General features: G+C 63.8%; 20 protein-coding genes. 9 read left to right on the top strand and 11 right to left on the bottom strand.

Annotation, left to right across the window (positions count from 1 at the left end; genetic code table 11):
* Positions 1 to 10 precede the first annotated feature (10 nt).
* The 6 genes from C5N93_RS26795 to C5N93_RS26770 all read left to right on the top strand — a co-directional run bounded on the left by C5N93_RS26795 (position 11) and on the right by C5N93_RS26770 (position 8459).
* The gene (locus tag C5N93_RS26795) at positions 11 to 1486 is read left to right on the top strand and encodes an aldehyde dehydrogenase family protein (protein ID WP_242561654.1); all 1476 of its coding nucleotides are present in this window, start codon (positions 11 to 13) and stop codon (positions 1484 to 1486) included.
* A gap of 140 nt (positions 1487 to 1626) precedes the next feature.
* On the top strand, positions 1627 to 2385 hold the full coding sequence (locus C5N93_RS26790) for an SDR family oxidoreductase (protein WP_242561653.1): 759 nt from the start codon (positions 1627 to 1629) through the stop codon (positions 2383 to 2385).
* Between the two features lie 128 nt (positions 2386 to 2513).
* Positions 2514 to 3830: an MFS transporter gene (locus C5N93_RS26785; RefSeq protein ID WP_242561652.1), complete on the top strand. Its 1317-nt coding sequence runs from the start codon at positions 2514 to 2516 to the stop codon at positions 3828 to 3830.
* A gap of 202 nt (positions 3831 to 4032) precedes the next feature.
* Positions 4033 to 5544: an MDR family MFS transporter gene (locus C5N93_RS26780; RefSeq protein ID WP_242561651.1), complete on the top strand. Its 1512-nt coding sequence runs from the start codon at positions 4033 to 4035 to the stop codon at positions 5542 to 5544.
* A gap of 541 nt (positions 5545 to 6085) precedes the next feature.
* Complete coding sequence (locus tag C5N93_RS26775; RefSeq protein WP_242561650.1) at positions 6086 to 6946, top strand: hypothetical protein; 861 nt, start codon at positions 6086 to 6088, stop codon at positions 6944 to 6946.
* Positions 6947 to 7244: 298 nt separating this feature from the next.
* Positions 7245 to 8459, top strand: coding sequence for a hypothetical protein (locus C5N93_RS26770; RefSeq protein ID WP_242561649.1), 1215 nt, complete (start codon positions 7245 to 7247; stop codon positions 8457 to 8459).
* 591 nt (positions 8460 to 9050) lie between these two features.
* On the opposite strand, the gene C5N93_RS26765 is transcribed toward C5N93_RS26770, so the two are convergent.
* The 4 genes from C5N93_RS26765 to hemC are packed head-to-tail and all read right to left on the bottom strand — an operon-like array spanning position 9051 to position 13392.
* Positions 9051 to 10223, bottom strand: a complete 1173-nt coding sequence (locus tag C5N93_RS26765; protein ID WP_150722289.1) for a heme biosynthesis HemY N-terminal domain-containing protein — start codon at positions 10221 to 10223, stop codon at positions 9051 to 9053.
* A 10-nt stretch (positions 10224 to 10233) separates the two neighbouring features.
* Positions 10234 to 11397 (bottom strand): uroporphyrinogen-III C-methyltransferase, encoded by a 1164-nt coding sequence (locus C5N93_RS26760; protein ID WP_242561648.1) that lies wholly within the window; start codon positions 11395 to 11397, stop codon positions 10234 to 10236.
* The gene (locus C5N93_RS26755; RefSeq protein WP_242561647.1) at positions 11384 to 12427 is read right to left on the bottom strand and encodes a uroporphyrinogen-III synthase; all 1044 of its coding nucleotides are present in this window, start codon (positions 12425 to 12427) and stop codon (positions 11384 to 11386) included. Before C5N93_RS26755 ends, C5N93_RS26760 begins: the two co-directional genes overlap by 14 nt.
* The gene (gene hemC, locus C5N93_RS26750) at positions 12424 to 13392 is read right to left on the bottom strand and encodes a hydroxymethylbilane synthase (protein WP_242561646.1); all 969 of its coding nucleotides are present in this window, start codon (positions 13390 to 13392) and stop codon (positions 12424 to 12426) included. The genes C5N93_RS26755 and hemC overlap by 4 nt, the downstream gene beginning before the upstream one ends.
* A 79-nt stretch (positions 13393 to 13471) precedes the next feature.
* On the opposite strand from hemC, the gene ppc reads away from it, so the two are divergent.
* From ppc to argH, 3 genes are all read left to right on the top strand, one after another.
* Positions 13472 to 16531, top strand: a complete 3060-nt coding sequence (ppc, locus tag C5N93_RS26745) for a phosphoenolpyruvate carboxylase (RefSeq protein WP_242561645.1) — start codon at positions 13472 to 13474, stop codon at positions 16529 to 16531.
* A gap of 265 nt (positions 16532 to 16796) precedes the next feature.
* A complete protein-coding gene (gene aroQ / locus C5N93_RS26740) occupies positions 16797 to 17564 on the top strand; it encodes a gamma subclass chorismate mutase AroQ (RefSeq protein ID WP_242561644.1) in 768 nt (255 codons plus the stop codon).
* Between the two features lie 164 nt (positions 17565 to 17728).
* The gene (gene argH, locus C5N93_RS26735; protein WP_150722295.1) at positions 17729 to 19126 is read left to right on the top strand and encodes an argininosuccinate lyase; all 1398 of its coding nucleotides are present in this window, start codon (positions 17729 to 17731) and stop codon (positions 19124 to 19126) included.
* A gap of 194 nt (positions 19127 to 19320) precedes the next feature.
* On the opposite strand, the gene C5N93_RS26730 is transcribed toward argH, so the two are convergent.
* The 7 genes from C5N93_RS26730 to gltS all read right to left on the bottom strand — a co-directional run bounded on the left by C5N93_RS26730 (position 19321) and on the right by gltS (position 25892).
* Entirely contained in the window at positions 19321 to 19917 is a 597-nt protein-coding gene (locus C5N93_RS26730; protein ID WP_242561643.1) for a 4Fe-4S single cluster domain-containing protein, read from the bottom strand.
* A 5-nt stretch (positions 19918 to 19922) separates the two neighbouring features.
* On the bottom strand, positions 19923 to 20744 hold the full coding sequence (locus tag C5N93_RS26725) for a helix-hairpin-helix domain-containing protein (RefSeq protein ID WP_242561642.1): 822 nt from the start codon (positions 20742 to 20744) through the stop codon (positions 19923 to 19925).
* 121 nt (positions 20745 to 20865) lie between these two features.
* Entirely contained in the window at positions 20866 to 21717 is an 852-nt protein-coding gene (locus C5N93_RS26720) for a helix-hairpin-helix domain-containing protein (protein WP_242561641.1), read from the bottom strand.
* Positions 21718 to 21844: 127 nt separating this feature from the next.
* Positions 21845 to 22063 (bottom strand): DUF2997 domain-containing protein, encoded by a 219-nt coding sequence (locus C5N93_RS26715; protein WP_242561640.1) that lies wholly within the window; start codon positions 22061 to 22063, stop codon positions 21845 to 21847.
* Positions 22056 to 22601 carry a hypothetical protein gene (locus C5N93_RS26710; protein WP_242561639.1) on the bottom strand — a complete coding sequence of 182 codons (546 nt, stop codon included), beginning with the start codon at positions 22599 to 22601 and terminating at the stop codon, positions 22056 to 22058. The genes C5N93_RS26715 and C5N93_RS26710 overlap by 8 nt, the downstream gene beginning before the upstream one ends.
* A 10-nt stretch (positions 22602 to 22611) precedes the next feature.
* Positions 22612 to 24192 (bottom strand): AAA family ATPase, encoded by a 1581-nt coding sequence (locus tag C5N93_RS26705; protein ID WP_242561638.1) that lies wholly within the window; start codon positions 24190 to 24192, stop codon positions 22612 to 22614.
* Positions 24193 to 24665: 473 nt separating this feature from the next.
* Complete coding sequence (gene gltS, locus C5N93_RS26700; protein ID WP_242561637.1) at positions 24666 to 25892, bottom strand: sodium/glutamate symporter; 1227 nt, start codon at positions 25890 to 25892, stop codon at positions 24666 to 24668.
* Positions 25893 to 26108 lie beyond the last annotated feature (216 nt).

Raw genomic sequence — 26108 nt, 5'->3', positions numbered from 1 at the left:
TGCCGTCGACATGCCCGAAGCTACACACTTCATCGGCAATCAGTGGGTTGCCCCCGCCAAACGCGCCGGGGTTTCCGCCGCTTCCGCAGGTGCCGCGAACACAGTCATTGCTGTCATCGATCCGTCCGACGGCCAGCCGTTCACCGAAATCGCCCGGGGCGACGCCGAAGACATCGATCGCGCGGTGCGCGCAGCGCGCGCCGCCTTCGACGGCGACTGGGGCCACACGGCCGCCGCCGAGCGCGGGCGCACGCTATACGCCCTGTCGACGCTGCTCGCCAGACATCAGGAAGAACTCGCGCAACTCGAAGCCCGCGATACCGGCAAGCCGCTCAAGCAGGCGCGCGCCGACGCGGCGGCCATCGTGCGCTACTTCGAGTTCTACGCCGGCGCGGCCGACAAGCTCCATGGCGAGACCATTCCCTACCAGCAGGGCTTCACCGTCTTCACGGTGCGCGAGCCGCACGGCGTGACCGGCCACATCATTCCGTGGAATTACCCGCTGCAAATCTTCGGCCGTAGCGTCGCCGCCGCCCTGGCGACCGGCAACGCGTGCGTCGTGAAACCGGCCGAAGACGCCTGCCTGTCGCTGCTGCGGGTGGCCGAACTGTCAAAGGAAGCCGGTCTGCCACCCGGCGCGCTCAACATCGTGACGGGTTACGGCGCGGAGGCCGGAGCGGCGCTCGCCCGGCACCCGGGCATCGACCACATCTCGTTCACCGGCTCGCCCGCGACCGGCACGCTGATCTCGCAGATGGCCGCCGAGCACCACACGCCCGTCACGCTCGAACTCGGCGGCAAGTCGCCGCAGATCGTTTTCGCCGATGCCGACATGGACGCCGTGTTGCCGGTCGTCGTGAACGCCATCGTGCAGAACGCGGGGCAGACATGCTCGGCAGGCAGCCGCCTGCTCGTGCAGCGCGACGCCTACGAAACCGTGCTCGCCCATCTGGCAGACGCGTTCGCACGCCTGCGCGTGGGACCGTCGCAGGACGATCTGGACCTCGGCCCGCTCATCAATGCCCGTCAGCAGCAACGCGTATGGGACTTCCTGTCCGAAGCGCAGCACGACGGCATTGCCGTCATGTCGCAGGGCGAAGTGATCGGCAGCGCACCCGAAGCCGGGTTCTATCAGGCGCCCACGCTACTGCGCGACGTGCCGGACACGCATCGTCTGGCGCGTGAAGAAGTGTTCGGGCCGGTCCTGGCGGCCATGCCATTCACCGACGAAGCGGATGCCGTGCGTCTGGCCAACGGCACGCCTTACGGGCTGGCTGCCGGGGTCTGGACGCGCGACGGCGGGCGACAGATGCGTCTGGCACGCCACATCCGCGCGGGACAGGTCTTCATCAACAACTACGGCGCAGGCGGCGGCGTGGAATTGCCCTTCGGCGGCATGAAGCACTCCGGCCACGGTCGTGAGAAAGGCTTCGAAGCGCTTTACGGATTCACAACGCTCAAGACCGTCGCCATCCGGCACGGTTGATACGCCGCCCCCGACAGCTCTCAGCATCACGCCACCTGAAACAGTCGCAACGAACCGATCGCAGTGAAGCGCCAAAGGCTCCCTGACCACCGGGCGCTTCGCGTCGAAAAATGCACATCAGGGACCTTTGGAGACAAGGCATGCGTTTGCAAGAGAAAGTGGCTATCGTGACAGGCGCCGGATCGGGATTCGGCGAAGGCATTGCCAGGACGTTCGCACGCGAAGGCGCTGCGGTCATCGTGAACGATCTGAATCGCGAAGCCGGTGAACGAGTCGCGCGCGAGATCGCCGACGCGGGCGGCCGCGCCGCGTTCGTGTACGGCGACGTTTCCCTCGAAGGCGATCACGTCACGCTGCTCGACGAAGCCGTGACGCGTTTCGGAAGTCTCGACATCGTGGTCAACAACGCGGGCACCACGCACCGCAACAAGCCGTTGCTCGAAGTCACCGAGGCCGAGTTCGACCGTGTCTATGCGGTGAACGTGAAAAGCATCTTCTGGAGTGCGCGCGCGGTCATCCCCTATTTCCAGCAGCGCGGCGGCGGCGTGATGATCAACATCGCCTCGACCGCCGGGGTGCGCCCGCGCCCGGGCCTCGTCTGGTACAACGGCAGCAAAGGCGCCGTGATCACCGCGAGCAAGGCGATGGCCGCCGAATTCGGGCCGCAGAACATTCGCGTGAACTGCGTCAATCCGGTCATCGGCGACACGGGCCTGACCGCTGAATTCATGGGCGTGCCCAACACGCCCGAGAACCGCGCCAAATTCCTCGCGGGCATTCCGCTCGGACGCTTCTCCACCCCCCAGGACATCGCCAACGCCTGCCTCTACCTCGCAAGCGACGACGCCGCCTTCATCACCGGCGTATGCCTCGAAGTCGACGGCGGGCGCTGCATCTGAGGCGCGCTGCCCGAGCTCTCCCAACATCCGTACGCCGAAGTTCATTGCGTTTCCAGCAGTCGGTAGCACCCGTAGTTGTCACACAAACATAACTAGACAACACCTCGTCAAACCGGAGGAGATTCCGTATGAACAGCGTTCCGACGCCCCCCTCGTCAATGTCCGGCGCCCCCCATGCCGACTTCGAAGCTGCCACGTACCGCAAGGTCGGCTGGCGGCTGATTCCGTTCCTGCTGCTGTGCTACGTGGTCGCGTACCTCGACCGCGTGAACGTGGGCTTCGCCAAGTTGCAGATGGTCGGCGACCTGCAATTCTCCGAGACGGTGTTCGGTCTGGGCGCCGGCATCTTCTTCATCGGCTACTTCATCTTCGAAGTGCCCAGCAACGTGATCCTGCATCGGGTGGGCGCACGCGTGTGGATCGCGCGCATCATGATCTCGTGGGGCATCATTTCCGGCGCGACGATGTATGTCACCACGCCGGCGATGTTCTACGTCATGCGATTCCTGCTCGGCGTGGCGGAAGCCGGCTTCTTCCCCGGCATCATCCTTTACATCACCTATTGGTACCCGGCCTCGCGACGCGGGCGCATGACGGCGTGGTTCATGACGGCCGTGGCGCTCTCGGGCCTGATCGGCGGACCGCTCTCTGGCTGGATTCTCAAGGACATGAGCGGCGTGAACGGTCTGGCCGGATGGCAGTGGATGTTCCTGCTCGAAGCGATTCCGTCGGTCGTCATCGGCATTGCCGTGCTGTTCGTGCTCAACGACCGGATTCGCGATGCCAAATGGCTGAACGATGACGAGAAGGCGCTGCTCGAACGCAACATCGCGAGCGACGTACTGACCAAGGAAGACCTGCCGCTGCGTCAGGTCTTCTCCAGCCCGCGCGTGTGGATGATGAGCCTCATCTACTTCTCGTTCGTAATCGGCCTGTATGGCGTGGGCTTCTGGCTGCCGACGATCATCAAGAGTACCGGCGTGACGGACCCGTTGCAGATCGGGCTGCTCACCGCGATTCCGTACTTCTTCGCGGTGATCGCGATGGTGCTCGTGGGGCGTCGCTCGGATCTGCGCGGCGAGCGTCGCTGGCACATCGCGATTCCGGCGTTCCTCGGCGCCATCGGCCTGTTCCTCTCGACGGTGTGGAGCCACAACACGCAACTCGCGATGGTCGCGCTCACGCTCGCCACGATGGGCATCATGATCGTGCTGCCGCTGTTCTGGAGCCTGCCCACAGCCTTTCTCGGCGGCACGGCGGCCGCCGCAGGCATCGCGATGATCAACTCGCTGGGCAATCTGGCCGGGTTCGTCGGCCCCTATCTCATCGGCTTTCTCAAGGACGCCACCCAAAGCACCAACAGCGGCATGTTCCTGCTCACCGTATTCATGATTCTGGGCGGGTTGCTGACGCTGGCGGTCCCGGCCCGATTGGTGAATCAGTAGCCGTGCCTGTCGGCACGACACGCAGTTCGCTTGTCGAAACGGCGTCTTGATCGTCGAGACCGAGACGCCACGGGGCGACTGGCCGGGTCGCCACGGTGGGAGTAACATGTTTGCCAGGAATCAGGCCGTCCCCGCTCGGGACGGCTTGTTTTTTGCTCCCTGAGCGATTGCCTCCCCTGCCCCCTACGCTTCGCAGATTCGCATGCCCGCCAACGACTCACAGACGACGCCGGCCGGCGTCTCGCTCACGCCCAACGAGGTCAAGTCGATCCTCACCGGCTTGCTGCTCATCATGTTTCTCGGCTCGCTCGACCAGACCATCGTCGCGCCCGCCTTGCCGACCATTGCCCGAGACCTCGGCAGCTTCGATGCCGTCTCATGGGTCGTCACCGCCTACCTGCTGTCGTCGACGGCGATTACGCCCATCGTCGGCAAACTCTCCGACCTGTTCGGGCGACGCGTCGTAATCGCCGTGAGCGTCACCGTCTTCCTCGTGGGCTCGGTGCTGTGTGCACTCGCACCCAGCATGCTCGCGCTGATCCTTGCACGCGGGGTGCAGGGGTTGGGCGGCGGCGGATTGATCGCGCTGTCGAACACGGTGATTGCGGATATCGTTTCGCCACGCGAGCGCGGCCGCTATCAGGGCTATATCTCGGGGATGTTCGCGGTCTCCGGCGTGGCCGGGCCGGTCACGGGCGGCGTGTTCGCCCAGTACCTCAACTGGACGCTCATCTTCTGGATCAACATTCCGCTCGGTCTGCTCGCCATCTATCTGAGCGACCGCGCGCTGCGACGTCTGCCGCGTCGCGAGGGCAAGCCGAGCATCGACTATCTCGGCTCGCTGCTGCTGATCGTCGCCACCGTCTGCCTGCTGCTCGCGCTCACGTGGGGCGGGCATCGGTATGCGTGGGTGTCGGCGGAAATCGGCGGATTGGTCGTGGCCGCCGTGGTGATCGGCGCCGTGTTCCTGCGGCACCAACGTACGGTGCGCGAACCGTTGTTGCCCGTCGCGCTCCTCGCCAACCCAGTGTTTCGCATGACCTCGACGATGGCCGTGCTGGTGATGATGGTCAACATCAGCATCGGCATCTATGTGCCGCTCTATCTGCAACTGCAACGTGGCGAATCGGCCAGCAGTTCCGGGCTGATGCTGATCTTGCCGCTGCTCGGTATCGTGGTCGGCGCGCTCAGCGCCGGGCATTACATGCGCAAGACGGGACACTACAAGCGGCCCCCGCAGATCGGCCTGCCCGTGGCATTTGTCGGACTCGCGGTCATCGCCGCAGGGGTGCAGTCGTTGCCGCTCACGGTGATCGGCATCTGTCTCGGGTTGGTGGGGATCGGGTTCGGCTCTGCGATGCCGGTCATGACGGTGGCCACACAGAACGCCGTGGCGCCGCGCGACATCGGCATTGCCACGGCAGCGCATGCGTTCTTCCGCGCGCTGGGCGGCATGATCGGGGTGGCGATGTTCGGCGCGCTGATCGTCGGCCTGCTGGTCTCCGGCGACGACGGTAGCGCTCCGCGCGAACTCACCGACTTCCTGCGCCCCGGCGGCGCCCCGGCCGGGATGACGGAACACCTGCGGATCGCCTTCGGCGCGTTCTTCGGCGGCAGTGCGCTGATCGCCGCGCTGGCGATCGTCGCGCTGGGCCGTCTGCCGGAAATTCCGCTGCGTCAAAGCTCCGGGAACGAAGCGACGGCGATCGAGTAAAGCACGTCGGATCGCGCCGAGGCGATCCGACAAGTCCTTCCAAGCCCTTCCCACGCGGGGATTTGCAGGTATCGCTCATCCCCGTGCCGTTCTCCGCAATTCGCCGACATTCCCCAAAGTGGTCCATCGATAGTGGCCTCACTGTGAGCACTCCTTTCCACGCATCAAGGAGTTCGTCATGGGCGGCACTGAACCACTATCGGGGGCAAAGCCTACGAATCACGTGCAGTATTCGACATTCGAACCGCAATCGACCGGACAACCATCGGCAGCGGCCGGGACGTCTCAGGCGATTCAGCGGGATCTCAACGCCGTGCGTTCCGCTTCTCACGGTTCGACCGCGTCGGGCAACTTCCTCTCCAGCATCACGCAACGTGTTTTCGGCACGAAAGCGTCCTCCCTCTGCACGCCGGACTCGTCAGCGGCGGAGAAAGCCGCAGCGCGTGCGCGCGGTGCGGCCGCATTTGCCAGGCTTCCCCCCGTCTATCAAGTACCCGCCACGGTGCCAGCATCGGCGTCCCCGGCATCCCGGCCCGCCGCAATGGGCGACTTGCTCACCGTCGCTGAGGCTAACCGCTATGAAGCATGGTTTTATCTGATCGACCGGGAAGCCGGTCCAGGCGATACCATGGCGCCCCCCAAACTGGCGGCATTCGCGAACGCCATCGACCTCTTGCAGGAGGATCATCGACCGCCCGCAGCGGAATTCGTGATCTCGTATCTGCACAACTTCTACGTCGCCATAGGCAAGCCAGGCGAGTTGGCGACGTATGTCGGCCAGATTTTCAGCGGCATGAAACAACGGGCGAGCGCTACGCCATTGATCGAGGCCTTTTTCCGGCAAACGGCGACCGTATTCGGCAACAAGCAGCATCTGGTCGCGTGGGGAATACAGCGAAATCTCACGGGCTTTAGCACGGCCGACGCTGACAAGCTTTGGCGCGCTACCGCCATCTGGAAGCTTGAATACATGCGCGCCGAGCAGCGTTACGACGGGTGGACGAAAGCCTTTGACCGGCTGGACCGCCAATCCATAGCGTCGACTACCGCCGACATCGCCCTTCACGCCAACGCGATCACGCTGATCCCCGAAGGCGAAAACCGCCACCTGGCGGCCAGTCAGTTGGCCAAGCGCCTGATCGAATCGGCGACGCCACGCGCAACGCCCGCTGCCAGAATTGCGTTCGTTCATGAGGGACTGGCGATGATCGACGACAACGCGGTCCGGGCAGTCGTTGCCGAAGGACTCATCGAGCACGCACGAGCAGACCGCTCGGCGGCTCAGGAATACGTCCATCGCGCCATCTCCGACAGATTCGACTTGTTCGATCCCGGCGCCGGATTCCATCTGCGAAGCGTGCTCAAACGCCTGAACCCGTCGGCCCAATCAGAAAAGCCCTGACACGAGCGGCAAAGTCTCACGCCGGACAACCCGGCACAGTGCGGGCTCCTTCACGATCTGTCAGGAGTCCGCATTGTTTCCTTCTTCACGTCTGATTCACACCGCATTGCCGGTCGATGCCACCGCAGCATGCAACACGACCTCGACGTCGGCCGCTTGCGTGACGACAGTGGCACCCTCAAGCCCCCCAACATCTACGACGCCCTCGCGCGCCCTTTTCCCTCACGATTTCTGGCAAGCGATTCAGGCGCCCCTCAGCCCACCTGCGGCGAGCCCCACTGACGATACACTGCCCGCAGTGCCCTCGCCTCCGCCGCTGGCGTCGCTACCGTCGTTGAGCCTTGCGGCCAGCGATTGGCGCGTCGACTTCACTGGCCTGTTCGAACTCCCGTTGTCGACCGACGACGCCACGAGCGTGACGCGCCCTGCCATCGGCAAGCGCGACTTCGCCACGGCCCTCGGTGGCGACGACGCCACCCACGCAGCGCACTGGAAGCGTCTGTCCGCCCTGCGCGAGATCCCTGCGCTCGAACCCAGGCCATCGACCTCGGGAATGGGCGATCGCCCCCGTCCGTCGGTCCCCGAGCACGTGCTACGGAAGGCCCTACTCGTGCTCGGCGACCCCGCAGCGCAGGCACCCGACTGGGTTGCCACGCTGGAGTCGAGTGCCGTCGATGCCGTGCTCGACAAGGGGCACTACGCCGATGCTCATCATCTGCTCGAAGGGCTGTTGCGACGTCTGGAGACCGATCAGGCGCTTGCACACTGGACCACGGCGTTCGAGCGCGTTGTTGCACTCACGTTGCGCTTCGAGATGCGTACGGAGCATGCCGCACGCGCGATGCTGCTCACGTGCAGCAAGACGTCAGGTGACGGTGCCCAAGCGCTCGCGCGAGCGTCGACCCATGCCAGCATCGAACATCTGGTGGCACACCGGCTCCATGCGATCGCCGATGGGCCGGCCGACAAGCGTGCGAGCGAATGGCGCGACTTGCTCGACGGCATGCGGCGCTCGGGCGCCTGCACGACGGCGCAACGTCTCGTGCCCCTCGCACGCTTCATCGGCTTGCTGAACGAGGCAGAGCAGACGCCTGCGGCCATGGCTCTCGTCGAGGCGGCATGCACGTTCGCAGGGCACGGCGGCTGGCGCGAACTGGCGTCCGAACTGCTCGGGGCGGTGCCGTCCGGCGAAATGGCGGCGATTGCACGCACCCTCACGAGCAGCGGCCGGCGTATGTTTGCCGACGACGTGAGAGCCGTCGTCGAAGCCATCTCGGAACGCATCGACCGCCTGTCCGACGACGACACGCGAGCGCTCATCGAACATCTCGAACCGATCGTCATGATGCGCGGTGATTTCGACTATCTGGTCTTCGGGCCGGACGAGTGCGCCCAGATGCTCGACGACCTGCGCACGACATGCCGCCGCCGGGGCTTCGACGATCTGACGAGTCAACTCGACACAACCCTCGAAGCGGTCTGCGACGAGTACAAGCGCACGATGATGGACTGACCGCGCTACCGTATCGTTCATCGCGACACCCGCATCGACGCGGGTGTCGATTGTGATTTCCCCTCACGCCGTTCACCCGAACGGATTGTGAAAGACGCGCCTGCGAGGTGTATCGCACAGTACACAGTTCGCCCCCATCAAGGAGAGACTTATCGTGCCGCCCCTAACCGGTCCTTCAGACGCTCGCCGGACAGCGCCCAACGTCATCGAGACGCGCCAGGCGCCAACCGACAGTCGCCCGTCGGCAAACACCCGCCCCACGTTCCCAAGCGATTTCAGCAATGCCCGCCATAGTGCCTTTGCATTGGGGCCATCCCCGGGCGCAGCGGCATCGGCAGCCGAATTGAGGGCCTTGGCGCAGCGTTCCCAGCAGAAACTCCCATAAGCACGGGACGATGCCAATGAGCGGCAATGCGACCACGATCGGCACACCGCCGAAAGCGACACCTAACGATATGTCCCAGCGCGTGAACGGCATGCGTCCTATCAACGGCGGATCGTTGACGACTGACACGCCATCGGTGCATTCGCCGTAAACGACAACACCCGCTCGCGGCGGGTGTTGTCGGTCAAACATGCAAACTCGATATTTCAAGCCGTGGCGCAGGCCCGGTAGTGACGATTGGCCTGATCCATCTGCCCCAACCCTTCGAAGAGCTGCGCCAGCGACAGATGCAGACGCTGCTGCAAATGCCGGTCGTCGGTGTGACGCAATGCGCCTTCGAGGAACGTCTGCGCCTTGCCCCACAACCGCTGGTGCTGGCACAGCTTGCCCAGCGCGTAGAGCAGATCGGGATCGTTCGGATGCCGCTGCTGCCAGGCTTCGGCCTTCTGGATGAGCGGCAGGGCGTCGCCGCCCGCGCACTCGGCATAGCGACGCAGCAAGCGCGCGTCCCAATGCTCGGCCAACGCCGCTTCGACGATATCGCGCGCTTCACGCGGACGGTCCAGCGAAATCAGCAGTTCAGCGGCGACATCCGCGATACGCGCCGACGTGCGGGCATCCGCCGGCAACTCGTGCCAGCACTTGAGCAGCGCATCCGCATCGTGACGATGGTCGCGCAGAATGCCTTCGCTGGCCGTCTGCTTGAGCTTGGCTGCCAGCGCCGGATGCAACGCTTCACGCTTTTCGAGCATCTTGAGCAGGTTCAGCACCTCGGGCCAGTGCTTGAGATGCTGATGCGCACGCAATGCCACGAGCTGCGCCTGCATGCGTCGCGCGCCCTGCGCACGCATCTCGGTCAGCGCATCGAGCGCGCCTTGTGCATCACGATTGTCGACACGCAACTCGGCCGTCTGCAACAAGCGCGCCTCTTCCAGGTTCGCGCCCTGCGCTTCGGCCAGCCACGTATCGCGACGCGCGAACTCGCGCATGCGATGCGCCGCACGCGCACCGATGATCGCGGCCACACCACGATTGTCGTCCTGCTCCGCCGCTTCGCGCGCCGCCTTTTCCGCACGCGTGTAACGTCCGGCGAAGAGGTTCGCCACCGCGTCGCGCAGCGCAATGTTCGCGCGACGGCTGCGTTGGCGATTGCGGTACGCGGCGACACGTTCCGGCATCTTGTAGATGTTGCGCAAGATCCGAATGATGACGTACAGCGCAACGAACAGGGCCAGCAGCGCCAGCACGAACAGGTTCAGCGATACGTCCACCCGGTACGGCGGCACCAGCATCACCACCTGCCCGTGATTGAACGTGGCCAGTACGGCAAAGCCGGCCGCCACCGCGAACAGGAGCGTCAACCAGATCAGTCCTCGCATGCCCGGCTCCTTACGGCTTTTCCTTGACGTCCTTGACCTGACCGATGGCGGTCAGGCTGGCGTCAAGGGTCGGCAGTTCGATGGTGCGCGAGCCTGAATCGACCTGGTCGAGCAACGTTTTGACGGCGGCGATGCGGCGCGACTTGGCGTCGAAATACTTGTCGAGCGCGGCCTGCGCGACCAGCACGTCACTATGCACCGCCGAGGCGTTGCGCGCGAGCAGCGCCAGTCGGGCGTTAAGCAGGCGCAGCTTGAGGTTCGCACGCAGGAAGGCGCCCTGCTCGGGCGCGACGAGCATCACGTCCGGATCGTCAAGACGCCGCACCTGCACCAGTTGCTTGAGGCTGCCGAGCATCTCGCCGGACAGACGGTGCCACGTGGCCGTCCAGCCGGTCTCGCCGGCACCGCTCGGGCCGCTGGCGTCCGTCTTCGGTGCAACGCGCTGTTCTTCGGCCTGCAACGGCAACGTGTCGATCATGGCGATGGCCTGATCGAGCTTGCCGGTCAGTTGCGGAAGATCGGCGGCGGGCACGGCCTTGAGGCGGTCGATGTCCTTCTTCAGGGCATCGCGCACGCCTGCGAGTTGCGGCGCGCCGGTGCGGGCCAGACGCGCATCGGCGCCTTCCAGCGCGATCAATGCCCCGCGCACGTTGCCCGTCAGTTGCAACTGTTGATTCGCACTCGTGACGATCTGCTCGGTCTCGGCGAGCACCCACTCGTCGCGGTTGTGCGCCAGTTCCTGATAGAGCTGTTCGAGCGCAGCCTGCTGACTGCGCGAGTCGGACACACGGCCTTCCAGCGCGGTGAGCCGGTTCTGGAGGTCGCGCTGGTTATCGAGCGCCTGCGCGGTGCGCACCTGCGCCTGCATCACCTGCGAGTCGCCCGCCTGCTGACGGCGCGCCATTTCCTGCTGCACGCGGTCGAGCTTCTGGTTGAGCGACCAGCCGCCGATGCCCGCGCCGGCGGACACCAGCACGAACAGCAGCCACGGCAGCGCCGCCCCCGAACCGCGACGCTTCTGCGGTGGCTCGGGCGGTTGCCATGCCGGAGGACTGCCTGCGGCACTATAGGTCGCCCCTGCGGCCGTGCCGCCGGTAGCGGGTGAATTCGCCGTCGTGCCGGTCGACACCGACGGGTTCTGGGAAGACTCTGGAACGCGATTATCTGTCGTCATGCTTGACTTGAATGGGATCCGCCCATGTTTTGAGTGCGGCCAGCAAGTTGTCGTCGCCGGGCGCGCACTGCGTAATCCTATCAAACCCCGCCGAGCGCGCGGCATCTGCGATGCGGGTATGCGAAGTAAAGCACGGTGCGGCAAGGATTTGGGCCAGCACTTGCGGGGTGCCCGGGGTATGCACGCCGTCCCGGGTACCGTAGCGCGCCGCGAGTAGCGTAGCGAGGTGCCGGACCGCTTCCGAGCTGGTCAGCACCCAGGCACACCGCTCGGCGCCATCGTGCGATGCGAGCCGGGCTTCGAGCGCGGCCCAGGCCGCCGCATCGGGCGCGGGCGCACGACGCGTGTACGCACTCACGATATCGAGCTGCGCGCCATTCGCCCGCAGCGTATCGGCCAGCAATTCGCGACCGCCGTCGCCCCGAACCAGCAGCACACGTCGCCCCGCGAGCGCCGGCAGATCGAGCGCCTCAAGCAACGCCTCGGAGTCGAAGCGCGCGTCGGGACCGCCCGGCGGCACGATGACACGATGTCCGGGCGACGCAATGCCGGCGTCGGCCAGCGCCTGCGCGCTGCCGGGGCCGACCACGGCCACGGGTAACGTTTGCGGCCAGCGCGCCCCCGCTTCACCCGCTCCCCTCTCTTCGCCCGCGTTTGTCGTACCGTCGCCGTTCGCCGGTTGCAGATACGTCAGTCGCGCGAGCGCATGCATGACAGCGTTGGGTGAGACGAATACGGCCAGCGCGTAGGACGACAGCGACGATAGCGCCGCGTCGAGCGCCGCTAGCGCTGCGGGATCGGCTTGCGCGGCAATGTGCAACAGCGGGAATTCGAGCGTATCGATCCCTTCGGCGTTCAGCGCACGGGCCAGTGTTTGGGCCTGCCCGTCCGGCCGGGTGAGGATCGCGCACGGTGCGGCGCTCACGGCCACGGTGCGCACGGACGTGGCAGGCGTACCCGCCGTAGCGGCCGTAGCGGCCGTATTGGCCGAGTTCGGCGACGCCGGTGGCAGCGGTGCGCGCGGCGTCAAACGGCGGTGTCCTTCGGCTCGGACGGCGGCACCAGCGCCAACCCGCCCGCGTCGATCAGTTCCTGCGCCACGCGCTGCCCCAGCGCTTCGGCGCCGGACACATCGCCCTGCGCCACCCGGGCGGAACCCGCCGCGCGCAGCACCGTCGCGCCGTCGGTCGAGGCGATGAACGCACGCAACGCCAGTTCCCCCTGCGGCGAGAATTCGGCGTACGCCCCCAAAGGCACCTGACACGAGCCGCCAAGGGCGCGCGACACGGCGCGCTCGGCACTCACGGCCAGCGTAGTGTTGCCATCGTGCAACGGTGCGAGCCATTGCAGGATTTCGGGACGTCCGGCCCGCACTTCGATGCCCAATGCGCCCTGACCGGCCGCCGGCAGGCTCGCATCGGTCGGAATGATCGCGCGGATGCGGCTGGCGAGCCCGAGGCGCTTGAGCCCTGCTGCGGCCAGGATGATGGCCGAGAAGTCGCCCCGGTCGAGCTTGCCCAGACGGGTGTCGAGATTGCCGCGCAACGGCGCGACCTTGAGATGGGGATAACGGGTGCGCAGGCTGACTTCCCGGCGCAGGCTCGATGTGCCCACGACGGCCCCGGCGGGCAAGGCGTCGAGGCTGTCGTAGTCGTTGCTCACGAAGGCGTCGCACGGGTCTTCGCGCTCGAGCACGGCCGCCAGCGTAAAGCCGTCCGGCAATTGCATCGGCACGTCCTTGAGCGAGTGAACGGCGAGATCGGCACGGCCGTCGGCCAGCGCCAGCTCGAGTTCCTTGACGAACAACCCCTTGCCACCGACCTTCGCAAGCGAGCGATCGAGAATTTGGTCACCGCGAGTGGTCATTCCGAGAATACTGACGTGACACTGCGGATATAATTTGTGCAGCGCGTCACGAACGTGTTCGGCTTGCCACATGGCGAGGCGGCTCTCGCGTGAAGCGATCACCAGGGTTTCAGGAGAAGCGAAGTTCATTCAGCAACCGCGTGAAGACCAAAAGAAAAAATGGTAACACGCTTGACCGGCCCGAACGGCTGGTCTCGAGAGGAGCGACATGAAGAGCAGCGCAAAGGCAAAAGCCCCGAAAGAGGGCCTGGCCAAGTCGGTCGGCAAGACGTCCCCCGCGAAGGCAGCACCCGCGGTTTCATCCCCCCCATCCCGCTCGCCACGTCCATCAGGTCAATCAAGTCCTGCCAGAACGGCGCGCACGGGTGCGACATCCGCCACAGCGGTCAAGGTCACCCCATCCACGGCAACGCCCAAGGCCCGTCGCTCGCGCGAGGACAAGGACGCCCCGCTGCGTGAGGACATCCGCTTCCTCGGCCGTCTGCTCGGCGACGTGCTGCGCGAGCAACAGGGGAGCGACGCCTTCGATCTGGTCGAGACCATCCGTCAGAACGCCGTGCGCTTTCACCGCGAAGGCGACCGCAGCGCGGCCAGGGCGCTCGACACGCTGCTCAACGGCCTGACCAACGAGAAGGCCATTCAGGTCGTGCGCGCGTTCAGCTACTTCTCGCATCTGGCCAATATTGCCGAGGATCGTCACCACAACCGCCGCCGCCGCGTGCATGCGCTCGCCGGCAGCCGTCCCCAGCCGGGCAGCCTGAGCGCCGCGCTGCAAAGCCTGAAGGACGCCGGGCGCGACGACCCCGCCACGCTGCAAGCCTTCTTTGCCAGCGCGCTCATCGTGCCGGTGCTCACCGCCCACCCGACCGAAGTTCAGCGCAAGAGCATTCTCGACGCCGAGCGCGAAATCGCACGCTTGCTCGAACATCGTGACGACGCTCTCACCGAACGCGAGTCGGCGCGCAACACGGAATCGATGCGCGCCTACGTCACCACGCTGTGGCAGACGCGCATGCTGCGTAGTTCGAGACTGACGGTGGCCGATGAAATCGAAAACGCGCTGTCGTATTACCGCAGCACGTTCCTGACGGAAATTCCCGCGCTGTATGACGACGTAGCCGCCGAGCTGCACGACGCCGTGCCGAGCGTGCGCTCCGAAGGTCTCGGGCGTTTCCTGCAAATGGGCAGCTGGATCGGCGGCGATCGCGACGGCAACCCGAACGTCACCGCACAGACGTTGCAACTGGCGATCACGCGTCAGGCCACGGAAATCTTCGCGCACTACCTCGAACAGGTGCACTTGCTCGGCGCGGAGCTTTCCGTCTCGCACCTGCTCGCCGGCGCCAGCGACGCCCTGCTCACGCTCGCCCGCCGCTCGCCGGACGACTCCCCGCACCGCACCGACGAACCCTACCGGCGCGCGCTGATCGGCGTGTACGCGCGACTGGCCGCGACCGCCCGCGAGTGGGTCGGTCACGTGCCGCATCGCGGTGCCGTCGGCAATGCCAGCCCGTACCTCGACGCCAGCGAATTCATCTCCGATCTGAACACGGTCGTCGCATCGCTCATGGCGCATCACGGCAGCGCGCTGATCTCTCAGCGCCTCGGACCGCTGGTGCGTGCTGCCGAAGTGTTCGGCTTCCATCTCGCGAGCATCGACCTGCGTCAAAGTTCGGACGTTCACGAAGCGGTCATTGCGGAGTTGTTCGCAAAGGCCGGCGTCGAAGCGAACTACGCGAAGCTCGACGAGAACGAGAAACTCGCCCTGCTGCTGCGTGAACTACGCGAAGCGCGCCCGCTCTTTTCGCCGTACCTCGAATATTCGCAACGCACCCGCGACGAACTGGCCGTGTTCTCCGCCGCGCGCGACATCCGTGCCCGGTTCGGCGCGCGCGCCGTACGCAACTACATCATTTCGCACACGGAAACCGTGAGCGATCTGGTGGAAGTCATGTTGCTGCAAAAGGAGACGGGCCTCTTTCAGGGCGCACTCGGCAGCGACGGCGCGAAGCCGGTCGAGCCGAAGGTCGGCGCGATGGTCATCCCGCTGTTCGAGACGATCGCCGACTTGCGCAACGCGCCGGTCATCATGCGCGAGTTCTTCGACATTCCGGGCATGCCGGCGGTCGTCACGCAACAAGGCGGCGAGCAGGAAGTCATGCTCGGCTACTCCGACAGCAACAAGGACGGCGGCTTCCTCACGTCCAACTGGGAACTCTATAAGGCCGAACTGGCGCTGGTGCGGCTGTTCGAGGAGAAAGGCATCCGCCTGCGGCTGTTCCACGGCCGGGGCGGTACGGTCGGTCGCGGCGGCGGCCCGACCTATCAGGCCATCCTGTCGCAGCCGCCGGGCACGGTGAACGGGCAGATCCGTCTGACGGAGCAAGGCGAGATCATCGCCAGCAAGTTCGCGAACCCGGAGATCGGACGCCGCAATCTGGAGACCATCGTCGCCGCGACGCTCGAAGCCACCCTGCTGCCGAGCCGCAATCAGCCGCCGCGTCTGGCCGCGTTCGAGGCGGTCATGCAGACGCTCTCCGATACGGCGTTCGCCGCGTATCGCGATCTGGTGTACGAGACGCCCGGCTTTACCGACTACTTCTTCTCGGCCACGCCGATTGCGGAGATCGCCGAACTGAACATCGGCTCGCGTCCCGCGTCGCGCAAGTTCTCCGATCCGAAGCATCGCCGCATCGAAGACCTGCGCGCCATTCCGTGGGGATTCTCGTGGGGCCAATGCCGTCTGCTGCTTACCGGCTGGTACGGCTTCGGCAGCGCGGTGAGCGCCTATCTCGACGGCGATGGCGGCAAGTCCGGCAAGCCCGCGAAGGCCAGCCAGGAAGACAAGGCGGGGCGCGACAAGCGTCTCGACACGCTGCGTCAGATGGTCAAGCGCTGGCCGTTCTTTGCGAACCTGCTCTCGAACATGGACATGGTGCTCTCCAAAACGGATCTGGCCGTGGCATCGCGTTACGCCGAGCTGGTGCCGGATGAGAAGCTGCGCAAGCGCGTGTTCAACCGCATCGTCGCCGAGTGGCAGAGCACGTCGCAGGCGCTCGCGCTCATTACCGGGCACGAGGAGCGTCTGGCGGACAACCCGATGCTCGCGCGCTCGATCAAGAACCGCTTCCCGTATCTCGATCCGCTCAATCACTTGCAGGTCGAGTTGCTGCGCCGGCATCGCGCAGGGGAATCGGACGAGCGGGCGCGTCGCGGCATTCACCTGTCCATCAACGGGATTGCCGCCGGGCTGCGCAATACCGGCTGACGTCCGAAAAAGCTGTCCGGTTCTGCTCCGTGCCGACGCTGGCGCGGAGCAGGCACACCGGATGGATGGCGACGGGATACCTAAAGGTGGCTCATGCGCCCTTGGGAATCTCCTCAACGACAGCCCATGGATAGCGCGGTATATTTCGACGCATTCGACTCGATGGCTGCCGGGGGGCCAATCCATCATGCATTCCGATCATTTCCTTAATGCACACCGGGCGCATCCGGTGCATCCGGCGCCGACGCGACCTGCGCACGCAACCTTGACACGGCGGGCAGCCTGGCTCGCGGCGTGCGTCGCGACCGCAGCGTCCGCCGCATTTGCCGTCTGCACCAGCGCGTATGCCGCACCCGCCACCAGCGCCGCGCCAGAGCAGAGCGTCCGGGCGTCTGCCCTCTCGTCTTATGCCATTGCGACCGCACCGCACGGCGTGCGCGGATTCGCGGCGCGTGTCGTCTCGCAAACGCTCGCCGCATCCCCGTCGGAGCCGTCGAAGCCCCGGCCCGTCGTCGACCCGGTGCTGGATCCGTTGATGAACGGCATTCTCGCGCGCCTTGCGATCAGCGAAGCGGTCGCCAGAAACAAATACGCCTCGGGCAAGCCGGTGCAGGACACGCCGCGCGAGCAGGCGCTGCTCGACAGCGTAGGCGAGCGCGCCAGCCAGTTCGGGCTGACGCCTGCGCAGGCGCGCACCTTCTTCCGCCTGCAAATCGAAGCGGGCAAGCTCGTGCAGACGGCCTTGCTGGCCCGCTGGGCCCGCGACGGCAGTGCACCGGGCGAGCCGGTCGACCTGAGCACCCGGCTGCGGCCGGCGCTCGACAAGCTCGGCACCGCTTTGATGCACGACCTGGGACGCCTTTGCGCCCTGCCCGACGATCCGACGCGAATGGCCCGCATCCATCAGGCCCGCGAGCGCATCGCCAAAGCGGCGAAACTCGAAGCCCTGCAACGGGCGGCGTTCGACGAAGCGACCTCCGGCCTGTGCCTGTCGGCGCCGCCGCGCGTCTGGACGTTATCGATGGCGAACTGAGCCGTAACGCGGCCGGCCCCCGTCCCGGGGTCGCCGCTGGCCGCCTTCCCGGCGCTGGGCTGTCGTAGCAAGGGCCCCAGGGCTGTATAATCGCGGTTTGCCGTGCTTTGCCACGGTTTGCGCCCACGGGCCTGAACGGGCCCACGATTAGCCACGCTACGACAATGACCTCCCAACTCCACAAGAAAGGCGAAGCCTGGTCGGCACGCTTTTCCGAACCCGTTTCCGATCTCGTCAAGCGCTATACCGCGTCGGTGTTCTTCGACAAGCGACTCGCGCTGTTCGACATCGAAGGTTCGCTCGCTCACGCCGACATGCTGGCTGCGCAAGGCATCATCAGCGCGCAGGATCTGGCCGACATCCAGCGAGGCATGACGCAGATTCGCAGCGAGATCGAAGGCGGTCAGTTCGAGTGGCAACTGGATCTCGAAGACGTCCACCTCAACATCGAAGCCCGTCTCACCGCGCTGATCGGCGACGCCGGCAAGCGCCTGCACACCGGCCGTTCGCGTAACGATCAGGTCGCCACCGACATCCGCCTGTGGCTGCGCAGCGAGATCGACAGCATCGGCAAGCACCTCGGCGACCTGCGCCGTGCGCTGCTGGATCTGGCCGAGCAGCACAGCGCCACGATCCTGCCGGGCTTTACGCACCTGCAGGTGGCACAGCCGGTGACGTTCGGTCACCACCTGATGGCTTACTTCGAGATGTTCAGCCGCGATGCCGAGCGCATGGTCGACGTGCGCCGCCGCGTGAACCGTCTGCCGCTGGGCGCCGCGGCGCTGGCCGGCACGAGCTACCCGATCGATCGCGAGCGCGTTGCCGCGACGCTCGGCTTCGAAGAAGTGTGCACGAATTCCCTCGACGCGGTATCGGATCGTGACTTCGCCATCGAATTCACCGCCGCCGCAGCGCTGGTAATGACGCACGTCTCGCGCTTCTCGGAAGAACTGGTGCTGTGGATGAGCCCGCGCGTGGGCTTCATCGATCTGGCCGACCGTTTCTGCACGGGCAGCTCGATCATGCCGCAGAAGAAGAACCCGGACGTGCCCGAACTTGCCCGCGGCAAGACCGGTCGCGTGAATGGCCACCTGATGGCGTTGCTGACGCTGATGAAGGGCCAGCCGCTGGCGTACAACAAAGACAATCAGGAAGACAAGGAACCGCTGTTCGACACGGTCGATACCGTGATCGACACGCTGCGAATCTTTGCCGACATGGTGCCGGGCATCAAGGTGCGCGAAGCCAACATGCGCAACGCTGCGCTGCAAGGCTTCTCGACGGCGACCGATCTGGCCGATTACCTCGTGAAGAAGGGTCTGCCGTTCCGCGACGCGCATGAAATCGTCGCCCATGCCGTGAAGATCTGCTCGGACCGCGATATCGATCTGGCGGACCTGTCGCTCGCCGAGTTGCAGAAGTTCTCGCCGCTCGTCGGTGAAGACGTCTTCGAATACCTCACGCTCGAAGGCTCGGTCGCCAGCCGTAACCACATCGGCGGCACGGCGCCGGCGCAGGTGCAGCGCGCCATCGCGGCCGCCCGCGCGAAACTGGCGAAGTAAAGGCCTTGGTCCACGCGTCCTCGGCGCCAACGAAAAATGCCACCCTCGGGTGACATGCTGTTCAGTTAAGACGAAAATGCCACTTCGACGCGAATCGAAGTGGCATTTTTAATGGCGTTTCGTGAGCGCTTCTGGCGACCGCCGCGTACGAATCGCGCTTAACTGAACGGCATTACACCCTCGGGTGGCGTTTTTTATGCTGACTTCCGGGCGGCAAGTAGCTGCCGAAGGGTATCCAGCGCGAGCATTCCGTTTGCCGTCATCAAACCGTCGGCAGCTATGCGGATTTCAATCCGGTTCGGAATGCGCTCGAGATCGTCCTTGAGGTGACGGTACCGGTCGGTCAGAAAATGGAAACGTTGATTCGTCGATCCGACCCACGGCCGCGCTGTATCGGGTTTCGTGGCGACATAAGGGCCGTCGATCAGCAGATCCGTGACCGCAAGCAACTCCTCAGTCCCCGGAAGCCCCATCTTTTCAAGCTTGTCGAGCGTATAGCCCGAGAACGTCATGATCGACAGGCCGCGCTCGCGCAGTCGGCGCCCTAGTTCGGCCAGTTCCACGGCTTGCTCGAACGGCTCCCCTCCGAGAAAAGTCACGCCTTCGATAGACGTGATCCCGGAGATAGTGGATGCCAACGCCTCGACCGACACCTCACGGCCGAGTGAAGCGTCCCAAGTATGGGGCTGCGAGCAGCCGGCGCACTGAATCGAGCATCCTTGCACCCACAGACACGCACGCGCTCCCGGACCTTCCGCCAGCGTCTCCCCGATGAAATGATGAAGCCGCATGACGATCAGTAGTCGACCACTCGCTGTCTGGTGGTAATTGCAGGGCCTTGCGCAGGCCTGACGTAAAGACTCTCCTGCAGCTTTGCGACGAGATGCGGCGGTATGTTGAGGACTTCGCAGAAGTGCTCGACGCTGCGGAATGTGCCGCCAGATTCGCGATAGGACAAAATCTTCCGCGTAAGAATCGGCCCGATCAGCGAATGCGCTTCGAACTCAGCCTGGATCGCGGCGTTGACATCCAGACGCTTGCCACCGCGTACAGGCGCCGTGACGGGCATGGCCTGCGCAGCCGGCGAGAACACACGCTGCACCTCATCCGTAACCTGATGCTTCTGCTTCGGTGACCTCGTTGATACCGCGTATTCCGGCATCGACTTCGTCTTCAAGCTGTTGGCCTGCATTCCATTACGCTTCAACCCGGCGAACTCCTCACGCGCCTGTTGTCGCACCAACGCGTCGGCGTAGGTATCGTTCTCCCGGCCCTCGTATTCCGCTTCCGCTCGGTGCATGAGCACCTGGCTACGCTGACGGAATGCATGCACCACGGAAAATGGCCACAGAACAAACGACCACAACATGACAAGCCATCCGTAGACGAGGTATAGAACGGGCGCCTCCGTTTTGGATTTTCCTCCGTAGAAAAACACAGCAGCAAATACTACGAGGTTCGCCATGAAATAGAGCGTCGCGTATGTCGCCCAGCGTCGATTACGGCAAATTCTCGCCGCGAGCGCAAACGGCACCCAATTCCCGAACGGCATCAATAGCCAGAACAAATAAAGCGACTTCCGCCACTCCCACAGTCGGCCCCTATGTGTAATCGCCATATTCACTCCCTAGCGCTGAAGGTAATTCCAATGTTTTGTCTTCAAGACAACGGACCGCACGCCCCGCGCTGAAACGCCACGCATGATTCGTAAGATCGTTGCCGGAATGGCATCCCAACAATCAGTAGTCGACGACCCGCTGCTTGTTCGCAAATGCAGGCGCGCGCGGCGCTTTGAACTCGACACTGTCTCTCAGCCTTGCCACGAGATGCGGCTGGATATTGAGGACTTCACAGAAATGTTCAACGCTACGGAACGTGCCGCCCGATTCACGGTAGACCGTCATCTTTTTGGCGAGAATCGGACCCACCAGCGGATGCCGACCTAACGCTTCCTCTGTCACCGAGTTGATGTCGAGTTTTTCGACATTGTCGACAACAGGCTTCTGCGTGGCGTCCACCTGTCGCTTCGCCCTGGGTTGCCGATCCGCATTGGGTTTTGACGGTGCTTCCTGCCCGGTGTGCGCGCTTCGCCCAAACTCTGCCATGGGATCGGCTGCATTTTTACCGCGACGTTTCCCCGGCTTGGCATTCGGCCCGCCGTCGCGCGTTTCGCTACGGTTGGCGCTCGCCTGCATCTCGCGTACTCGGCGGCGCTGCGCCATCGCTTCGTACGCTTCCGTGCGTGCTATCGCATCGCTGGCCTCTTCAGCTCGAATCAGAACGTCTCTACGAATTCTGATCGCGTGCGCAAGCGAAATTGGCCATAGCGCGAGCATGTCAATAACGAAGACGAAAATCCCTGCTTTGTTCAGGACCGGATAAAGATCCTTCTTCCCGCCAACGACTACCGCGATAGAAAACAGCAAGACATGCGGCACAAGATAAAGGATGGCGTAACCGGCCCATCGCCGCTTCCGGGCGACCTGTGCCGCGATCGCAAACGCGAAGAAATTCAGGAACGGTACGCACACGAAAACCAAATAAAGCGATCGACTCCACTCCCACAACCGCCCCTTTTGCGTTATCGCCATCACATCACCTCAACCACATTATTTTTCGTTGCTGCCTCGTACCGCCACTCATCGGGAATGAGCCCACACTGCGCGCCCGCTCTTCTGCGAAGGTTTCGCAAAGGCAGCGTGTTCCGACTGATTGCGTTCAAAACGCATTCTTGACGCTGACCGAATCAAGTTGCACATCGTCGGCGACGATCTGCTGCTCGAAATACTCGGCAGTTCTTTGTGACTCGATAACATTAGCGTTAAGCAACGTTTCGAGCGTCGCGATCAACGCCAGACAGCTTTCCCCTTTGACGCCATGCGTCTCAGACGTAATTTTTCCGTCAGGGGCGATCTTGATGGAAATCCGTTCAGCCATTTTTTTGTGTCACCAGGAAAGTCAGGCTGATCGAGTTATCTTCCTCGACCGTTTCGGATTCGAGTGTCAACCCGTGCTTCTTCGCTTCTTTCAATAGGGACACGTACGTTTCGACCTGCACGAGACGTGTGTACTCCGCATAAATCGCTTCGAAAGCGCGTTTCGTCACGGTTTCCGGTACGTTTTTGTCTACCACGCCGTCGAACGTCCCAGCTTCGTTACCTTCGAACAACAGGAACATCTCGCCATGCTTCGCCGAAAGCCCTTCGTTCAGATTGTCCGTGCGATAGCCGAGATTCGACAGGGTTTGCTCCAGCAAATCGCGACGATTGAGGTGAGTCTGATAGACGAGCGTGTTCGCACGCTTGCCGTGTTTCACCATCAGGCCGACGGTCATGCCCGCAATGGTCGAACCGACCACAGCGACACCTGTAAACGCCGAAGCGCCGGCTACCGCACCGACACCCACGGCCGCAGTCGTTCCCGAAGCCCCCAGCAGCGTAATCGCCGCCGGCACCATAATCAGAAAGACACTCATGATCGCAAACTCAGAAGTCGATGGTCCGGCCGCCGCGCGTGGCGAGCAAGGGAGCGGACTGTCCAGCCGCGCCTGAATAGGCTTCGCGATCCTCTTGGGCAGTAGCCGCCACCGCTCGCTCGTTGGCCCATGCCCGAAGCGCGATGATCTGCTCGGCCTGTGTCTTCGACAGCGGCACCGTGTTCGTGATCGACGTGACCAGATCGGCCTCCGTCAACGCCCGCTCTGAGGAATAGGCGTCGAAAAGTGCCGCAATGACCACCTGCTCGATTTCGGCCCCGACATAGCCTTCCGTCAGCTTGGCGAGCGTATCGAGCAAGGACTCCGTGATCTGAAAATCCCCCACGGCGACAGCATCCGTAAGACGTCGCGCAAGGTGCAGCTTGAAAATTGCGGCCCGCTCCTTGTGCGTCGGAATGTCGACGAAGAAAATCTCGTCGAAGCGTCCTTTACGCAGCATTTCCGCCGGCAATTGCTGGATGTTATTGGCCGTTGCCACAACGAACACCGGCTTCTTCTTTTCCTGCATCCAGGTAAGGAACGACGCGAAAACGCGACTGCTCGTGCCCGAGTCACCTGCACCGCCGACATTCCCGAACCCTTTCTCGATCTCGTCGATCCACATGACCGAGGGCGCGATCGCTTCCGCCGTGGCAATCGCGCGGCGCAAGTTCTCTTCGCTGCTGCCGACGATACCGCTAAAGACCCGCCCCACGTCAAGACGCAACAACGGCAACTGCCAGCCGCTGCTGATAGCCTTGGCGATCAGACTCTTGCCGCAACCGGGCACGCCCGTGAGCAACACGCCATTGGGCGGCGGAAGACCATAACGCTTCGCTTCAGCGCTCCACGATCGGTCCCGCTTCTTCAGCCAACGCTTGAGGTTCTCGAGCCCCGCGACATCGCTCATCCCTTTGTCGCGCGGGATGAATTCCAGAATGCCGCCCTTGCGAATGACCTGTTTCTTTTCGTCGATAATCACTTCGACGTCATCGCGACACAACCGACCGTCCTTTACCATCGCCAGCGCGAATGCGTTCTCCGCCTCTTGCATGGTCAGGCCCAGCGCGGCGTTCGCCAGCGCCTCTTCGCCGTCCGGCGACAAATCGATGGTGATGCGCCCGCTTGCTCGATTGGCCTCCATCATCGAGCCGAGCAACGCGCGCAGTTCGGCAGATGTCGGCAAAGGAAAATCCAGGACGATGATGTCTTTCTGCAACTCGACCGGCAGCTCCATCACGGGCGACAGAAGCACGACGTTCTTGGGCTTCGGACTCAGCTTGAGTAGCGAAATCAGATCCCTGAGCTTACGGCAAACGGTTGCGTCGACAAGGCGCGCGACGCCGTTGCCACCGCTGCTGCCGAAGAAAATGTGGAAGTCCTTGAGTACGAAGACGGCCGGCTCAGGGAAGGCAGCGATCTCGTCGAGCACGCGCAGCGCAGCCTGTGTCGGCGTCAGTTGTCCGCTGGCGCCCTTGTCGATCTTCTCGCCATCGATGCCCATCAAGCCTGACGCGAGACTCCAATGCAGCACGGCCCGCTCGGTTCTGATCCAGTCCCGGTTCGACGCGACCTGCTGAATCGACTCCAACGCCCGATCTTCTTCCCAGGTCGTCAGATAAATGAACGGAAACCTTGCCTTAAAGTAATTCGATAAGTCGATCTGGAACTGATTTTCGCTCAATTTCGATTTTCGCTCTAAACGATTGCAGGCGCCGCTCGCGCCTCTCCCCGAATAACGTTAAGTCTTCGTTATCCAATCTTTTCGTAACGCGAAATAAATATTGATATTTCCGCAGCCGCATTATGACGCAGACAACGGTGTTCAGCGTGAAAGGCCGCGAAAATTACTCATTGACATCGGCGCTCAAGCGCCGAGTTGAGGAGCGGAAAAGTATCCGTGATCGGATCTCACCGCACTTGCGGCGCCGGTTGGCGCCGCTGGAATGGAGGCCCGATAAGTATCGGTATCCCTGACAGGCGCAGCGGCCGTTTCGTACCTTCGCGCTGATGGTTATGGGCTGAATGCGCGAAGTGCGACGAATCCGGCCGCGGGACGTTGATTTAGAACACTGGCAACGACAGGAATCCCTTGATGACGAGGGCGTTGAGAATGTCGATGAAGAACGCGCCGACCATCGGCACGATCAGGAAGGCGATGTGCGACGGACCGAAGCGCTCCGTCACCGCCTGCATGTTGGCAATGGCCGTCGGCGTCGCGCCAAGACCGAAGCCACAGTGGCCCGCAGCCAGCACCGCTGCATCGTAATTTCGCCCCATGGCGCGGAACGTGACGAAGATCGCAAACGCCGCCATCGCCACGGCCTGCACGACCAGAATCACGATCATCGGCAGCGCCAGCGTCGAAAGGTCCCACAGGCGCAGCGACATCAGCGCCATCGCCAGAAACAACGACAGGCTGACGTTGCCCAGCACCGACAGCGAACGCTCGAAGACCTCATATCCCACGAGCGACAACACGTTGCGCACCACCACACCGGTGAACAGCACGCACACGAAGGTCGGCAACTCGAAGGCAGACCCCGACAGCCAACGTGCGACGACCTCCCCGCCCAACAGGCAGATGGCGATCATCGCCACCGTCTCGATCAGCGCCTGCGCCGTAATCAGTCGCACCGTATGCGGTTGCTCGAAGCCCTCCGGGGCGGCGTCCTTCGCGGCATCGACCCCGGGCACGCTCACGCCCGCACGGCCGAGCCGCCCGACCAGGTAGCGCGCCACCGGACCGCCCAGCAGGCCGCCCAGCACCAACCCGAAGGTCGCGCAGGCCATCGCGATTTCCAGCGCCGACTGCACGCCATAGCCCGTGGTGAGCGTCTCGCCCCATGCCGCGCCCGTCCCATGTCCGCCCGCAAGCGTGATCGAACCACCCAGCAGCCCGACACCCGGCGGCAAGCCCATCGACATCGCCAGCCCCACGCCAATGGCGTTCTGCATGACGAGCATCGCCGCCACGATCCCCAGAAACAGCACCAGACGCTTGCCGCCCGCACGAAGGCTGGCCAGATTCGCCGACAACCCGATGGTCGCGAAGAACGCCAGCATCAGCGGCCCTTGCAAGGCCGTATCGAACTTCAGTTCGACGTCACCGACCTCGCGCAGCGTCAGCGTGCCGAGCGCGACGAGTAACCCTGCGGCCACTGGCTCGGGAATGCTGTAAGTCCGCAACGGTCCGATCCACCCGACGAGCTTGCGTCCGAGTAACAGGACCAACGTGGCGCAAACCAGCGTGCCATATGTGCCGAACGCCAATTCCCTGGTGATTTCCATGCATTTCCCCGCGACAAAAAGTGCGACGAGTTTAGCAATCGACACCGCGCGAATTGATGGGAAACATCCCAAAAACAACGAGGTCGAGTCGGGCCACAAAACTCGGGTTTTGTGCCGCATCACATCGACTTGCGGAAATTTAGCGTGATTTCACTGCCGCTTGTCCCGATTTTCGGCGCGTACGTTCGACCGCGCTATTGACGCACGAGCACTGGA

The organism is Pandoraea sp. LA3, assembly GCF_022696215.1.
In the GTDB taxonomy this organism is placed as follows: domain Bacteria; phylum Pseudomonadota; class Gammaproteobacteria; order Burkholderiales; family Burkholderiaceae; genus Pandoraea; species Pandoraea capi.
The sequence above is the reverse complement of the archived record's forward strand: the minus strand, read 5'-3'. Positions and strand labels throughout refer to the sequence as shown.